Source organism: Polaromonas sp. (assembly GCF_029945895.1).
In the GTDB taxonomy this organism is placed as follows: Bacteria; Pseudomonadota; Gammaproteobacteria; order Burkholderiales; family Burkholderiaceae_C; genus Polaromonas.
Genome location: NZ_JAQSDL010000046.1, coordinates 24,578 through 40,177, shown reverse-complemented (window position 1 = coordinate 40,177; position 15,600 = coordinate 24,578). Strand labels below are relative to the sequence as shown.

The 15,600-nt window shown below is 66.3% G+C and carries 13 protein-coding genes; 4 read left to right on the top strand and 9 right to left on the bottom strand.

Features of this window, described 5'->3' with window-relative positions:
- A partial coding sequence (locus PSV33_RS06885; RefSeq protein WP_300560115.1) for a DUF4118 domain-containing protein occupies window positions 1-1,388 on the bottom strand: 1,388 nt, incomplete at its 3' end.
- 379 nt (window positions 1,389-1,767) lie between these two features.
- The gene (locus PSV33_RS06880; protein ID WP_300560113.1) at window positions 1,768-2,664 is read right to left on the bottom strand and encodes a LysR substrate-binding domain-containing protein; all 897 of its coding nucleotides are present in this window, start codon (window positions 2,662-2,664) and stop codon (window positions 1,768-1,770) included.
- 120 nt (window positions 2,665-2,784) lie between these two features.
- Here PSV33_RS06880 and PSV33_RS06875 point away from each other — a divergent pair, with 120 nt between their 5' ends.
- Both PSV33_RS06875 and PSV33_RS06870 read left to right on the top strand, forming a co-directional pair.
- On the top strand, window positions 2,785-3,468 hold the full coding sequence (locus PSV33_RS06875) for an NAD(P)H-dependent oxidoreductase (protein ID WP_300560111.1): 684 nt from the start codon (window positions 2,785-2,787) through the stop codon (window positions 3,466-3,468).
- Window positions 3,469-3,580: 112 nt separating this feature from the next.
- Window positions 3,581-4,435: a YhjD/YihY/BrkB family envelope integrity protein gene (locus PSV33_RS06870; protein WP_300560109.1), complete on the top strand. Its 855-nt coding sequence runs from the start codon at window positions 3,581-3,583 to the stop codon at window positions 4,433-4,435.
- Between the two features lie 37 nt (window positions 4,436-4,472).
- Here PSV33_RS06870 and PSV33_RS06865 read toward each other — a convergent pair whose 3' ends face one another.
- Entirely contained in the window at window positions 4,473-5,324 is an 852-nt protein-coding gene (locus PSV33_RS06865) for a LysR family transcriptional regulator (protein ID WP_300560107.1), read from the bottom strand.
- A 146-nt stretch (window positions 5,325-5,470) separates the two neighbouring features.
- Between PSV33_RS06865 and PSV33_RS06860 the strand changes: the two genes are divergently transcribed.
- Window positions 5,471-6,472 (top strand): zinc-dependent alcohol dehydrogenase family protein, encoded by a 1,002-nt coding sequence (locus PSV33_RS06860; RefSeq protein WP_300560106.1) that lies wholly within the window; start codon window positions 5,471-5,473, stop codon window positions 6,470-6,472.
- A gap of 16 nt (window positions 6,473-6,488) precedes the next feature.
- Here the strand turns inward: PSV33_RS06860 and PSV33_RS06855 are convergent, their stop codons facing one another.
- The 6 genes from PSV33_RS06855 to PSV33_RS06830 form a co-directional block, all read right to left on the bottom strand.
- Entirely contained in the window at window positions 6,489-7,421 is a 933-nt protein-coding gene (locus tag PSV33_RS06855) for a cation diffusion facilitator family transporter (RefSeq protein ID WP_300560104.1), read from the bottom strand.
- A gap of 230 nt (window positions 7,422-7,651) precedes the next feature.
- A complete protein-coding gene (locus PSV33_RS06850; RefSeq protein ID WP_300560102.1) occupies window positions 7,652-8,401 on the bottom strand; it encodes an SDR family oxidoreductase in 750 nt (249 codons plus the stop codon).
- Between the two features lie 192 nt (window positions 8,402-8,593).
- On the bottom strand, window positions 8,594-10,156 hold the full coding sequence (locus PSV33_RS06845) for a DHA2 family efflux MFS transporter permease subunit (RefSeq protein WP_300560100.1): 1,563 nt from the start codon (window positions 10,154-10,156) through the stop codon (window positions 8,594-8,596).
- A gap of 2 nt (window positions 10,157-10,158) precedes the next feature.
- Window positions 10,159-11,514, bottom strand: coding sequence for an efflux RND transporter periplasmic adaptor subunit (locus tag PSV33_RS06840; protein WP_300560098.1), 1,356 nt, complete (start codon window positions 11,512-11,514; stop codon window positions 10,159-10,161).
- A 53-nt stretch (window positions 11,515-11,567) separates the two neighbouring features.
- On the bottom strand, window positions 11,568-13,028 hold the full coding sequence (locus PSV33_RS06835; protein WP_300560116.1) for an efflux transporter outer membrane subunit: 1,461 nt from the start codon (window positions 13,026-13,028) through the stop codon (window positions 11,568-11,570).
- Between the two features lie 70 nt (window positions 13,029-13,098).
- Window positions 13,099-13,620 carry a MarR family transcriptional regulator gene (locus tag PSV33_RS06830; RefSeq protein ID WP_300560096.1) on the bottom strand — a complete coding sequence of 174 codons (522 nt, stop codon included), beginning with the start codon at window positions 13,618-13,620 and terminating at the stop codon, window positions 13,099-13,101.
- Window positions 13,621-13,709: 89 nt separating this feature from the next.
- Between PSV33_RS06830 and PSV33_RS06825 the strand changes: the two genes are divergently transcribed.
- Window positions 13,710-15,494: an ABC transporter transmembrane domain-containing protein gene (locus PSV33_RS06825; RefSeq protein ID WP_300560094.1), complete on the top strand. Its 1,785-nt coding sequence runs from the start codon at window positions 13,710-13,712 to the stop codon at window positions 15,492-15,494.
- The last annotated feature ends 106 nt before the right edge of the window (window positions 15,495-15,600 follow it).

Below are 15,600 nucleotides of genomic sequence, written 5' to 3'. Positions count from 1 at the left end.
ATGGCCCGGCACACCGCCAGACCCAGGCCGGCGCCGCGCGGACCCGCCTGGTCACCGCGGGCGTAGGGTTCAAAAATGCTTTGCTGCTCGGCGTCGGGAATGCCTTGGCCGCGGTCCTTGACCGAGACCACAAGCTCGCCGCGGTCGGCGCTCACCGTCAGATCAATCGCGTCCTCGCTGTACTGGAGCGCGTTGTCGAGCAGGTTGCCAAGCAACTGCGCGAGCAGCACCGGATCGGCCTTGACCAGCGGCAGTCCTTCGGGCACCCTGGACCGGATGCGCCGCCCCGGGTCGCGCTGACGCACCCGCGCCAGCACCGCGCCGACAATTTCTTCCATGGACTCCCAGTCGCGCCGAAGCTCCTGCGCCGAACTGCCCAGGCGCACGAGTTGCAGGGTGTTCTCGGTCACCGCGGACAGATAGGCGGCCTCGCCGGCAATGCTGCCGAGCAGGCGGTCCTGCTCGGCAGGGCTGAGCTTGTCGCGCTGCGTCTGCAATGAAGAAGCTGCCCCCACAATCGCGGCCAGCGGCGTACGCAAGTCGTGCGAGATCGCCGCCAGAAAAGTGCTTTGCAATTGCTGCTGCTGCGCCTCGCCTTGCGCAGCGAGCATGGACGCGGTCAGCCGAAGGCGCCACACGGCTTGCGCCAGCAAGGAACACAGCGCCTGCGCATGCTGGCGGCCGTCTTCGTCCCTGGCCAGGGCCGGCTGCACACAGGCGGCCCCCGTCACGCGGCCTTTTTCGCCCAGAGGCAGATACCAGGCATTCAGGCCCGGCCAGCGCCCGGTGCCCGGCCCCAGCAGCGCCGCGTCGGCCATGCATTGCCGCATGCCATCGCGCACGGAAGCATCCAGCCCCTCGGAGTGCTCCAGCTCGTTGCCGGCCGTTGCGAGCATCAGGAAGCAGGGTCCGGCAAAGGCGGCGCCCAGGGTCGCCCGGCCCACCGTCAGCACCTCTTCCCGGGAGTTGACACCGGCAAGCGTCGTGGCCAGGGCCTGCAACTGGCGCGCGCGCCGCTCATTGAGGCGGGCGAGCCGTGTCTCGCGGCGCAGCCCCGTGGCCAGCCGGCTGATGACCAGGGCAAGCACCAGCATGGTGGCCAGTGCGATCAGGTTCTCCCGGTTGTCAACTTCGAACGTCCAGCGCGGTGGAATAAAAAAGAAATTCAGCGTCGTGACCGCCCCCACCGCGCACACCGTCGACTCGATCCAGCCCAGCCGGTAGGCCGCAATCACCACCGCCAGCACATACACCATGGCCAGGCTGGTCAGCGTCACGTAGCTGTAAAGCACCAGCCCGACTCCTGTGGCTGCCGCCAGCAGCAAAACCACGACGAGCCAGCTGCGAACTGAAGGGCTGCCGCTTTGCGATGTTCCCAGGGTATTCATGCTGCAGCCAGCGTACCACCTGCCGCATCAGGATTGCATCAGGATCGGTCTACCCGCCGGGCCGGTCAGGGCAGTGTCAACGTCGGCTGGACTTGTCGTGCGGATGCCGCGATTGAGCATGCGGGCTTCCACATTTCCCCTGCCGTCAGGCCCAAACGTGAAGGACGTGGCTATATTGCTGCCATGACCACTGCAAGCCGAAACCGGGGCCACCTCGTCAGCCGCATCCTCCGGCGCGGCCGGGAAGAACGCCTGGCCCAGGCGGCGGGTGGTCTCACCTTCACGATGGCCGTGTCCATGGTGCCGCTGCCGGCGGTGAGTTTTGCCCTGTTCGCACGGACTCCGGTCCTTGCGCGCAACTCCTGCGCACCTGGCTGGACTAGGCCGGCAGCAACGGCAGCAACTGCAGAACCCACTGCCTGACAGCCCCGATCGCCGCGTGGTTCCGTTGTGCCTCGGGATACACCAGGTGGAAAGGCTCGCCCACCAGTTCGGGCCCGAACGGGCACACCAGCGAGCCCTGCCGCAGTTCGTCGGCGATGAGCGCACGGCTCATCAGCGCCACCCCCTGGCCGGCGAGTGCGGCGGACACCGTGTGCGTCTCGTCCGAGAACACGGGGCCCACGCAAGGGTCCAGCCCGCGTACCTGAGCCAGCTTTTGCCACTCTGCCCAGCCGATGGGCGCGCTTCTGGCGTGGCACGACAAAAAATGCAGCAGACCGTGACGCGGCAGATCCTGCGCCCGCTTGAGCTTGAGCGCCGGGCTGCACGCCGGCACAAAATGGTTGTCGAACAATTTGTGCGCCACCAGCCCCGGCCAGCGCCCACTGCCATAACGGATGGCGATGTCCGCGCTGTGCCCGTCGAGCGGCACCGGCTCGTGTGTCACATGGATGTGCAGGTCCAGTTCAGGGTGCTGCTCGCGCAGGCGGCCCACGTGGGGCAGCAGCCAGCGCGATGCCACCGCCGGCGTGGTTGACAGCGTCACGTGCCGGCGTCGGGATACGGCACGAAGGCGAGCCACCGCGCCGGTCATGACATCAAAAGCACTGCCTATCTCACCCAGCAGTTCGCGCCCCGCCGCAGTGAGTTCGAGTTGTCTGGGCTTGCGGATGAACAGAGGCACCGCCAGCCAGTCTTCCAGCGAACGCAACTGGTGGCTGATGGCGGTGGGGGTCACCGACAGTTCATCGGCCGCACGTTTGGCGCTGCGATGGCGGGCCGCGGCTTCAAACGCACGCAGCGCGGAAAGCGGAGGCAGGTCACGCGCAGTCATAGATGAGAAAAATTTTCCAAAGTGACAAGAAATGGTCAGTTGTCGGGAAGCTTATCACTGTTTAAATTTGCCTGTACCCTGTTCAAACAACTGATTTCAACTCATCCGAAAGCGATCCCCATGACCACCCTCTTGCATATCGACTCCAGCGCACGGCCGGGCCGCGCGGGCGAACATCCCCACGGCTCCCACAGCCGTCGCCTGAGCCACGCCTTTGTCACCCGCTGGCTGCACACCCACCCCGGCGACGAGGTGGTGTACCGTGATCTGGGCGCGACTCCACCCCGTCCAGTGCAGCACGAATGGATTCCTGCTGCCTTCACACCCGAGACGCAGCGCACGCCGGCCCAGCGTGCCGCGCTGAAGGAGAGCGACGCGCTGGTGCGTGAACTCCAGGAGGCGGAGCTGGTGGTCATCGGTATGCCCATGTACAACTTCGGCATGCCCGCGCCTTTGAAAGCCTGGGTGGATGGCATCGTGCGCATTGCCCTGACCTTCGACGTGGACCCGGCGCGGACCGACCCCTACATTCCGCTGCTGGCAGACAAGCCACGCCGGGCCGTGGTGCTGACCGCGCGCGGCAGCCACGGTTTTGATGCCGGCGGCGCGCAGGCTGCGATGAACCACGCCGACACCGCGTTGCGGACAGTACTCGGTTTTATCGGCATCACGGATGTGCACGTGATTGCCGTGGAACATGAGGAGGAAGGTGGCGACGCGCTGGCCACCTCGACCGCACAGGCGCTGCGCCAGATCGAGGCGCTGGTGGATGCCTGGGTGGACGCGCCCCGCTTGGCTGCATGAGCTGGCTGACTTCTTCCCTTTGTCGTTCGGATGCCGCGTTGGCGCGTGCATGTTTTCATCATTTCCCCCACGCCGGGGCCAAAAACCGGAAGGACGTGGCTATATTGCTGCCATGACCACTGAAAGCCGAGCCAGCCGAAACCAGGGCCACCTCATCAGCCGCATCCTCCGGCGCGGCCGGGAGGAACGCCTGGCCCAGGCGGCGGGTGGCCTCACCTTCACGATGGCCGTGTCCATGGTGCCGCTGCTGGCGGTGAGTTTTGCCCTGTTCGCGCGGACTCCGGCCTTGCGCGCAACCGGAGAAGCGATTCGCGAGCACCTGCTGCGCGGCCTGCTGCCGGCTGATATCGCCAGGACGGTGCTGAAACACCTGGCGCAGTTCGCGGGCAATGCCGGTGGCCTCACCCAGGTGGGCTTCGCGGTGCTGCTGGTGTCGGCCTTGAGCCTGCTCCTGAGCGTGGAGAACACGCTCAACCGGATATGGCGGGTGAAGAAGCCGCGCACCGTGCTGCGCCGGCTGGCCCTGTACCTTGCCATGCTGCTCACCGGCCCGGTGATCATCGGTGCGAGCCTGTGGGCCGCGTCCTATCTTCTGGCTGCCTCCAGCGGGCTGGTGGGAACGCGACCGGCCTGGCTGCCGCATGCCCTGAATCTGGGGCCGGTGGTTCTGAGTGTCGCCGGCTTCGCCTGCCTGTTCCGCTTTGTGCCGCATACCGTGGTGCGCTGGCGCGATGCAGTCGCGGGCGGCCTGCTGGCCGGCATGGCGTTTGAACTGGGCAAACACGGCTTCGCGATTTACCTCGCCAACGTGCCCACCTACCGCACGGTTTATGGCGCCTTCGCGCCTTTGCTGGCTTTCCTGGTGTGGGTGTATTACTCGTGGCTCGTCACTCTGGCCGCGGCGCTGGTCAGCGCCAATCTGCCGGGTGCCAAGGTGCAAACGGCACGACGGCTGTCACGGGCGTAGCCGGCCCGGCCAGGCCGGACAACAGGCGAAGGCGGCGCTATGTTCCGAGCATGTCCACGGCCATATCCAGCAAGGCCTTGAGTCTCGCCAGGCGACGCAGGTCGCGGTGATACCCCACCCACACATCGCGGCCGGGTGGCGCTTCGCCGAGGTCCAGCAACTTGAGGCCGGGGGTCGCGTCGCCCAGGGGGCGGGGAAGCACGGCCAAACCGATGCCGGCGGCGCACATCCGCGCCTGAGCCTCGCGGTTGTTGCTGCCGAATACGGTATGGGCGTGCGGCAGCATGCGCTGCAGCCAGGTGACATCCGGCAGGCCACCGAAGGCGGTATCCATGGTCACCAGCGCAAGGCCCTGGCCCTGGTGGTTGCGTGGAATCCTGGCGCTGCGCGCCGCGTACAGGCCATAGGGCATGTGCATCAGCTTGCGTTGCACGATGTCCGCCTCCTCAAACGGCCGGATGCGGAACACCATGTCAGCCTCCCTTCGTGAAAGGCTGAACAGGCGGGCGTCCGTGATGAGTTCAATGGTGACCCCGGGATGCTTTTTGCTGAAGTTCGCGAAGACAGGTGTCAACATGTGGACACCGAACCAGTCCGACGAGGAGATGCGTATCAAACCCTCCAGGCCAGCATCGCGTCCTGACAGTTTCCTCTCGAGTCCCAGCACCTCCTCCTCGATACGCTCCGCGTGGGCAAGCATCACTGCCCCCTCGGGCGTCAACACAAAACCTTCCCGGGTCCGCTGAAACAGGGCATCGCCGACGGCGGCCTCGAGGGTTTTCAGCCTGCGCCCCATGGTGGGCTGCGTCTGGCCAATGCGCTTCGCCGCGCCGGCAAGGGTGCCGGCGCGCGCAATGGCAAGAAAAATCCTGAGGTCGCTCCACTCCATGCCGCACTATACAAAATTGCATGGATAAATGTCAAAGTTGTTGTTTGCAATTCATTGATGCACGGACCAATATTCGCTTCTGGTCTGCCCCTTGCGCAGTCCATCTATTTGCTCATTAACTTGTTTACTCATTCAGGAGTGCGACCATGACAACGACCATGCAGGCTTTGGTGCTCGAGACCCACCAGGCGCCCTTCAAACTCACAGAGATTGCCAAGCCTCTGGCTGGCCCCGGCCAGGTCCTGGTGCGGATCATGGCCAGCGGCGTCAACCCGCTGGACACGAAGATTCGTTCCGGCAACGCGGCGCATGCCCGGCACCCCTTGCCGGCCGTCCTGGGGATGGATCTGGCCGGCACGGTCGAGGCGGTAGGCGCCGGTGTGACGGCATTCAAGGTGGGCGACGACGTGTACGGACTGACCGGAGGCGTGGGAGGCCTGCAGGGGTCGCTCGCGGAATACGCAGCGGTCGACGCCAGGCTGCTCGCAAAAAAACCCCACAACCTGACCATGCGCGAGGCAGCCGCCCTCCCGCTCAGCGTGATCACGGCCTGGGAAGGGCTTGTCGACAGAGCCCAGGTCCAGCCTGGCCAGAAGGTGCTGGTCCAAGGCGGTGCCGGTGGTGTCGGGCACGTCGTCGTTCAGTTGGCCGTGGCCAAAGGCGCTGAGGTTTTCGCTACCGGAGCGGCCGCCCAGAAAGACGTGATCGAAGCTTATGGGGCCGTCGCGATCGACTATGAAAAAACCGGGCCGGCGGACTATGTGGCCCTGCACACGACCGGGCAGGGTTTCGACGTGGTGTACGACACCGTGGGCGGCCCGGTGCTGGACGCGTCATTCGAACTCGTGCGCATGTACGGCGGGCATGTGGTGAGCTGCCTGGGCTGGGGCACCCACAAACTGGCACCGCTTTCTTTCCGCGCCGGCACCTACTCTGGCGTGTTCACGCTGATCCCGATGATCACCGGGCAAGGCCGGACCCACCATGGCCGGATTCTGGCCGAAGCCGCGGCCCTGGTTGAGGCGGGCAAGCTCATGCCGCTGCTGGACCCGCATCGTTTCGGGTTCGACACCGCCGGTGAGGCGCATGCGCTGGTGGCGTCGGGTCGCACAGCGGGCAAGGTGGTGGTTGACGTCCAGGCTTCGTGAAGGGGAAAGCAAGCTGTCACAGGCCAGCCGATGTCGCTTCCGGTTTGCCGGCATCGGGCTCGAAGAATGACCAGCGCAGACCCGGAAAACGGGCCTGCATCCGCTCTTCCACGTCGTCAATGGCAGAAACCAGCGCCTCGGCGCTGGGCATCGCGACCATTTTTGCCTTGACCGCGACGGCGATCTCGTCACCCAGCTGGAAAGTGATCAGGTTGACGATGCGCTCCACCTCCGGCTGGGCGGCGACGAACTCGGTGATGGCGGTGCGCATCTCGGGCGATGCGGACTCGCCGGTGATGAGGCTTTTGACCTCGATGGTGACGGCGAACGAGACGCCGATCAGCAGCAGCCCGACCGCGATCGAACCCAGGGCATCAAAAATCGGGTTTCCCGTGAGGGCCGTCAGCAGCAGCGCGACAAAGGCCAGGCTCAGTCCGGCGAGGGCTGCAATGTCCTCACCGGCAATCACCAGCAGTTCCGATTGCCGCGTCTCGCGAAACCAGCGCCACAGGCTCTTGTCGCCGCGTTCCGGCGCCAGGGCTTGCAAGGCGCCGCGCAGGCTGACGGTTTCAAGGACCATGGCGACCAGCAGCACGCCCAGGGAGGGCAGCAGGTACTTCACGGGTTCGGGGTGCAGCAGTGCCCGGCTCCCGTGCCAGACTGAAAACAGGCCGCCGATGCTGAAAAGAAGGACGCCGACCATCATGGACCAGAAGTAAACGACGCGGCCGTAACCCATGGGGTGGTCCAGTGTCGGTGCCTGCTTCGCCTGCCGCATGCCGACGAGCAGCAGGACCTGGTTGGCGCAATCCGCAAAGCTGTGCAGGGCCTCGGCCAGCATGGCGCCGCTGCCGGTGAAAAAAGCGGCCACCGCCTTGGCCAGCGCAATGCCGCCGTTGGCGCCCAGCGCATAGAGAACGGCCTTGAGTGAGCCGGCGTTTTTTGGCATGTGAATTTTCCTGTGAAGCTGCGCCGTGCGGGCATGGGACCCGGCAGCAACGTCCGAGGATAACAAGGCCGGCCGCCCGGCGTGAGCTGCCTGACGGGTCGCGCACGGAATGGCCAGGTGGCTGCGGGCGCACACCCGGCATCACGCCGGAACTTCAAGCCTTTCAGGCCTGTAGCCCTTTCCTGTCAAGCGCGGACAGCTATCGAATAAATAGCAAAGAGTCGATGATTTCAGCGCGCCAGGTAGCCACCGTCAACCGGATAGTAGGAACCGGTCACAAAAGAAGCCTTGTCCGAGGACAACCAGGCCACCAGCTCAGCCACTTCCTCGGCGCGGCCCAGGCGCCCTATCGGATGGGCACCGACCAGCATGGCGTTGATGGCAGGGTCGTCTTCCAGGCCGCTGATCATGGGGGTGTGGATGAAGCCCGGCCCGACCGCGTTGACACGCACGCCGTGTGCGCTGTATTCGAGCGCGGCCGCTTTGGTCAGCCCCAGCACGCCGTGTTTGGCGGCGGTGTAGGCCGGGGCGCCGGCAAAACCGACAGCGCCGAGGATGGAGGCCACGTTGATGATGGAGCCACCCCCGGTTTTGAGCATGGCGGCAATCTGGTATTTCATGCCGTAGAACACGCCCGACAGATTGATATTGATGACCTGGGCCCAGCCGTCCAGCGGGTAGTCGGCGGTCGGGGCCTGCGGGCCGCCTATGCCGGCGTTGTTGCAGGCGATGTCGAGCCGGCCGTGCAGCGCCAGGGTGCGCGCCACCAGCGCCTCGCCGTCCTGGGGCTTGCCGACGTCGGCCGCCACAAACACGGCGTCACCGCCCAGCGCCCGCACCAGCGAGGCCGTTTCCTCGCCGGCCTGTTCGTTGATGTCCGACACCACCACCCGGGCACGCTCACGCGCCCAGACCAGCGCAATGGCACGGCCAATGCCCGACGACGCACCGGTGACGAGTGCTACCTTGTTTTTCAGCATGTGTTCATCCTTCAAGTGTTGCGCGGCCCGGTGCCGCTCCCCTGCAGCCCGACAACCCGGACGCTGCGTCCGGTGAAACTGCGTCGTTCATTGTGAGCCGATCAGGGGCGGAAGGCTTGATTTAAAACAAGCTGGAGAAATGGGCGGCGGCGCCGGACCGGCCCCCTGGCTGCCCAGCGCGAAACGAAAGCCTTAATGCGCGCCGGCCGCCGCGTCCAGCCCACCGGTCACGGCTTTTTGCGGATGGGTGAGCCAGACCAGCGGAATCAGGGCCAGGAAAAGCATGGACGAGATCCAGAAGATGTCGTTGGCAGCCAGCATGAAGGCCTGCTGGTCCACCAGCCGGTTGATCTGCGCCAGCGCCTGTTCGGTCGTGAGGCCCGACGCGGTGAGCCCCGACAGCGCCGCCTGCGCCGCGGTGCTGCCGGCGTTGACGGTTTCCGCCAGCTGCGCGTGGTGCAGCGCGGCGCGGCTTTCCCACAGCGTGGTGGCAATCGAGGTGCCCATGGCGCCGGCCGTGATACGCACGAAGTTGGTCAGGCCCGAGGCCGCCGGCATGCGGTCCGGCGACAGGCCGGACATGGTGATGGTCATCAATGGAATGAAGAAAAAGGCCATCGCCACGCCCTGGATGAGGGTCGGGATCAAAATCGTTCCGAAGTCGGCCTGGGTGTTGAAGTTCGAGCGCATCCACAGCACCAGCCCGAACACCATGAAGGCGAAGGTGGCATAACGGCGCGGGTCCACCCGGCCGACGGTTTTCCCCACCAGCGGCGAGAGCACCAGCGCCAGCAGGCCCACCGGCGCCATGATCATGCCGGCGTCGGTGGCGGTGTAGCCCATGAACTGCTGTAGCCACAGCGGCAGCAGCACCACGTTGCCGAAAAACAGGCCGTAGGCCACCGAGGTGGTGATGGTGCCGGCCCAGAAATTGCGGCGTGCAAACAGGCGCAGCTCGACCACCGGGTGCTCGTCCGTCAGTTCCCAGATCAGGAAGAAAGCAAAACCCACGGCGGCCGTCACCGCCAGCCCGATGATCAGGGGCGAATGGAACCAGTCGTTTTCCTTGCCCAGGTCCAGCATGATCTGCAGCGCGCCTATCCACAGCACCAGCAAGGCCAGCCCCACGGTGTCAATCGGCAGCTTGCGGGTGACACTTTCGCGCTTGTGGTACAGCGCCCACGAAGCCAGCGCCGCAGCAATGCCGACGGGAATGTTGATGTAGAAGATCCAGGGCCACGAGATGTTGTCGGTGATCCACCCGCCCAGCAGCGGCCCCATGACGGGCGCGACCAGCGTGGTCATCGCCCACATCGCCATCGCCAGCCCCGCCAGCGCACGCGGGTAACTGGCCAGCAGCAGCGACTGCGACAGCGGAATCATGGGCCCGGCGACAAACCCCTGCAACGCGCGAAAGGCGATCAGCGTGGTCATGTTGGGCGCCAGGCCACACAGCCACGAGGCAATGACAAACAGGATGACGCTGCCGACAAACAGGCGCACCTGGCCAAAACGCTGCGACAGCCAGCCGGTCAGCGGTACGGCAATCGCGTTGGCGACGGCAAAGCTGGTGATGACCCAGGTGCCCTGGTTGGGGCTGACCCCCAGGTCACCGGCGATGGCCGGCAGCGAGACGTTGGCAATCGAGGTGTCCAGCACGTTCATGAAGGTGGCGGCGGACAGGGCAATCGTGCCCCAGGTCCGCGCGGACCCCGTGAGCGGCTCGTGCGCTACATGCGTGGGGGCGCTGGCCATGCTCAGTGCGCGATGGCGGCTGCAGGCGCGGCGGCCAGGGCCGGCGCGGCGCTCACCGGGGCGTCAGCCGCCGGCTTGCCTGCGGCGGCGCGGCCGCGGCCGATGTTGGCGGCAATCACCCGGCGCACCTCGGCGTTGGCGCCGCTGTCCAGCGAGGCATAGACCTGGGTCTGGGAGGCGGCTGCCGTGCGCGGTGCATCGGCCAGCATCTTGCCGTCCTTGTTGCTGATGTCGATCTCGGCGTCCATGGACAGACCCACACGCAGCGGGCTGGCGGCCAGCTGCTGCGGGTCAAGCGCGATGCGTACCGGTACGCGCTGCACCACCTTGATCCAGTTGCCGGTCGCGTTTTGGGCCGGCAGCAAGGCAAAGGCGGCGCCCGTGCCCACGCCCAGGCCGGCCACCGAGCCTTTGTATTCCACTTTCTTGCCGTAGAGGTCAGCAGTCAGTTTGACGGGCTGGCCGATGCGGATGTTGCGCAGCTGAACTTCCTTGAAGTTGGCGTCGACCCAGACCTGCCTGAGCGGGATGATGGACATCATGGGTGTACCGGCAGCCACGCGCTGGCCCAGTTGCACCGTGCGTTTGGCCACATAACCATCGACCGGCGCGGGCATGGCGGCGCGCTGCGTGGCAAGCCAGGCCTCGCGCACCTTGGCAGCGGCCAGTTGCACGCTGGGGTGCTGCTCGACGCTGGTGCCGTCGGTCAGCGCCTGGTTGCTGGTGAGTTGTTCACGCGCGGCCAGCACACCGGCCTGGGCGGCAGCCAGGGTGCTTTTGGCGTTGGCCAGCTGGGTCTGGGCATGGTTGAGTTCTTCGCGCGACACCGCACCGTTGCCGCTCAAGGCCTGGCGCCGGTTCAGGTCGTCGTTGGCACGCGCGATCTCGCTTTGCGCGCGGGCGACGTCCGACTGGCGCAAGGTGATCTGCGCGGCCAGCGAGCCGTTGTTGGCGTACAGCGTGCGCACCTGTCGCACGGCCTGCGCCAGCGCGGCATCGGCCTGCTCCAGCGCAACCTTGGCATCGGCCGGATCGAGCTGCACCAGCGGCTGACCGGCTTTCACAAAATCGGTGTCGTCGGCCATGATGGCCATGACGGTGCCGCCGATTTGCGGGGTGATCTGGATCACGTTGCCCTGCACGTAGGCGTTGTCGGTGGATTCATAGTGGCTGGCCACCAGGTATTCATACACAGCCCAACCCAGGCCGGCCACCACGACGACGCTGGCCAGCGCGGTCAGCGCTTTCCTGCGGGTCGCATTGCCTGCGGGGCGGTAGGTCGAGGCACTCTCGGGTGCGGGTGCGGGCGCGGCGGCCGGTGCCGGCGAAGACGGGGCCTGGTTTTGATCTGCGTTCATGTGATGGCTCTTGAAAAAAATGGGCGATGCGGAAGGTCGGTGCGGGACCGGGGTCAGCGAAGAGCAACGGCCGGGGCGGGGGCAGCGGTGTACCCACCGCCCAGCGCGCGGGCCAGGCCCACCTGGGTGTCGAGCGCCCGCGCGGCCAGGTCCACCGCCAGGCGGCGCTGGTTCAGCACACTGCTCTCAGCCGTCAGCACATGCAGGTAGTTGCCCAGACCGGCCTTGTAACGCTGCACGGCAATGTCGTAGGCGCCCTCGGCGGCCTCCTGCGCGGCGCGCTGTTCGGTCTGCTGACGTGTGATGGACTGGGCGGAGGCCACCTGGTCGGCCACGTCGCGCACGGCGTCGATCACGGCAGCGTTGTAACTTTCAACCGCGCCGTCAAGGTCGGCGGTTTTGCCGCGCAGGTTGGCACGCAGACGGCCAGCGTCAAAAATCGGCAGACGCAGCGCCGGGCCCACGCCCCACTGCTGGCTGCCGGCATCGAACAGGCGACCCAGGCCGATGCTGGAAAAGCCGGCGAAGGCGACCAGGTTGACGTTGGGGTAGAACTGGGTTTTGGCACTGGCCACGTCCTTGGAGGCGGCCTCGACACGCCAGCGCGCCGCGGCGACGTCAGCCCGGCGGCCCAGCAGGTCGGCTGGCAGCTGTGCCGGCATTGCTACTTTTTTTATAGCTGGCAGCGCAGGCGGAACAAGGGCCAGAGCCCCATCGGGTTGCCCAATCAGGGCGCCCAGCGCGTTGCGGCCCAGCGCCAGCTGCTCCTGCAGGGTTTCGATCTGCAGGCGCGCCTCGGGCAGGCCGCCTTCGCTCTGGCGCAGCTCGAGCTGGGTGTCCAGCCCGGCGTTGACGCGGTCCTGAACCAGTGCCAGTGTTTCCTGGCGCTGTGCCAGCGTGCGGCGTGCCACCGTCAATTGCTCCTGCGTACGCGCGAGCTGGAAATAGCTGCGCGCCACTTGGCTGGCCAGCAACACGCGGGCGGCGTCGGCATCGGCCTGGGCGGCGCGTGCACTGCCCAGGGCGGCTTCGAGCGCGGCACTGTATTTGCCAAAAAAGTCGATCTCCCAGCTGGCGCTGAGCTGGGCCGTGCCGCTTTCGCGGATGGAGCCGGCCAGAGGCGGCGGCACGGCGCCGTTGGCGCTGTACTTCTGGCGCGTCAGATCGACCTGGCCATTGAGCTGCGGCAAGGTGGCTGCATCGGCGACCTCGGTGACGGCCTGCGCCCGTGCCAGCCGCGCCTGCGCCAGCTTGAGGCTGGGGTTGTTCTGCAGCGCCTGCGCGACCAGGGCATTGAGTTGCTCGTCGCCAAAGTCGCGCCACCATTCGGTGGCCACGCCGGCAGGCGCGGCGACAGCGGCCGCGGCAGGCGTCGCAGACGCAGCGGCCAGTCCGAGGGTGGAAACATCGCGCAGGCTGGCCTGCGGGTGAATGCCGGACATGTCGGCGCAACCGCTGAGGCCGGTCGCCATCAGGCCGGCGGCAATCAGTCCGGCCGCGCTGACCACGGCCATGCGAAACGAGGCTTGCCATACCGGCAGCGGGCGCGGGCCGGACGCACCGGGGTCCTTGAGCGTATTGATTTCACTTGTCATTTTTTTCAGCCGATGGATGCAGGGATTGGGCGGTGTCGAGAATGCGACGCAGGTAACCCTTGAGGGATTCCCACTCTTCCTTGGAGAACCCGGCCAGACACTCGTTCTGGATGGTGCTGAGCACGGCGGGAATGGCCTTGGCGGCCTCACTGCCCTCTTGCGTCAACTCGAGGTTGACAACCCGGCGGTCTTCGCTGGAGCGCACGCGGCGGCACAGGCCCTTGGTTTCAAGACGGTCGAGCAGGCGTGTCATGGCGCCGGCGTCAAGGTCACAGGTGCGGGCAAGTTCGGCGACAGAGCTGGCCTGCCCCTGCTGCAACTTGAGCAGCGGCACCCATTGGGCGTTGGTCAGGCCGTTGGGCTCCATGCGGCGTTCAACCTCCTGGGCCAGGTGATTGACGATGCGGCGCATCAGGTAACCCACGCTTTCCTGCGCGAGGTAGCCCTGCGCCCGGTAAAACGACGCCGGCGGCACTGTCACTGTCTCGGTGGCTGGTTTTTCGGATTTCATGGTTGCAATTATTACATGCCTAGGCATTTAATGTCAAGGCTTTGTTTGTACAGGCAGCTTGTTACCGCTTTAGTGACTAAACTAGGGCCATGGCTACTATCCCCCCCTCCGACGCGCCCAAGGGCTCGCCGCGCTCCCTCTCCGGCCTGATGCCCTTTTTGCGCCCTTACCGCGGCCGCATCGGCCTGGCCATCTTTTTTCTGGTCATGGCGGCGGTCGCGACGCTGGTGTTTCCGCTGGCGCTGCGCGGCCTGATCGACGGCGGCCTGGGTGCAGGCGACAAAGGCGCACAGCTGATGGCGCTGCGCACCCATTTTTTCGAGCTGTTTGCGGTGGCGGCGGCGCTGGGCCTGTTTTCAGCCGGCCGCTTCTACATGGTCAGCTGGCTCGGCGAACGCGTCACGGCCGACCTGCGCAACGCGGTGTATGCCCACGTGGTGCGGCAAAGCCCGGAGTTTTTTGAAACCACGCAGACTGGCGAAGTGCTCTCGCGCCTGACCGGCGACACCACGCTGGTGCAGACGGTGGTGGGCTCGTCGCTCAGCATGGGCCTGCGCAACGCCGTGATGGGCATAGGCGCGCTGGGCATGCTGGTGGTGACCAACCCCTACCTGATGGTGCAGGTGCTGGGCGGACTGGTGCTGATCGTTGTGCCGTCGGCGTGGTTCGGCCGGCGCGTGCGCAAGCTCTCGCGCGCCAGCCAGGACCGGGTGGCCGACTCCAGTGCGATTGCGGCAGAGGTGCTCAACGCCATTCCCGTGGTGCAAAGCTACACCGCCGAGGCGCGCGAGGCCGCGCGCTTCGACCAGTCCACCACCGACGCGTTCAACACCGCCGTGCGCCGCACCGCCGCACGTTCGGTGCTGGTGGCCTTCATCATCATCGCCACCTCGGCAGCGCTGCTGTGGGGCCTGTACAGCGGCACACAGGCGGTGATGCGCGGCGACATCACCGCCGGTCACCTGGGCCAGACGGTGGTGTACGTGATCATCCTGGCCAGCGCCACCGCGGTGCTGGGCGAGGTGTATGGCGACCTGCTGCGCGCCGCCGGCGCCACCGAGCGGCTGATGGAGCTGCTGGAAACCCGCTCCCCCGTGACATCACCCTCAAATCCGGTGCCAGCCCCCGTGGTGCGGGCGGGAAGCGCTATCAAATTCGAAGCAGTGAATTTTCACTATCCGTCGCGCCCCCTGCAAGCGGCGCTGAGCGACTTCTCGCTGAACGTGGCGCCCGGCGAAACCGTGGCCATCGTCGGGCCCAGCGGCGCGGGCAAAAGCACGGTGTTCCAGTTGCTGCTGCGTTTTTACGACCCGGCGTCGGGCCGCATCGAGCTCGACGGCGTGGCCACACGTGACCTGGCGCTGCACGACCTGCGCCAGCGCATCGGCATCGTGCCGCAGGACGCGGTGATTTTCTCGACCAGCGCGCTGGAGAACATCCGCTACGGCAAGCCCGGCGCGAGCGACGAGGCCGTCCGGGCGGCGGCGCAGGCGGCCTTTGCGCATGAGTTCATCCTGGCCCTGCCCGAAGGCTACGACACCTTTCTCGGCGAGCGCGGCGTGCGCCTGTCGGGCGGGCAGCGCCAGCGCATTGCGATTGCACGCGCCATGCTCAAGAACCCGCCCCTGCTGCTGCTCGACGAGGCTACCAGCGCGCTCGACGCCGAGAGCGAACGCATGGTGCAGGCGGCGCTGGAGTCGGCCATGCAGGGCCGCACCACGCTGGTGGTGGCGCACCGCCTGGCCACCGTGCAGAAGGCTGACCGCATCCTGGTGCTGGACCACGGCCGCTTGGTGGAGCAAGGCACCCACGCTGAGCTGGTGAGCCGCGGCGGGATCTATGCGCGGCTGGCCGCGCTCCAGTTCAACGCCTGAGGCCGTGCATTTCCCTGGGCATGGCGCAGATGGCCTGGGCTGCGGAACCAGGGCGTTCAAACCCGGACTCTCAGTTATGCGTTTTATGCATAACAACCCATCAACC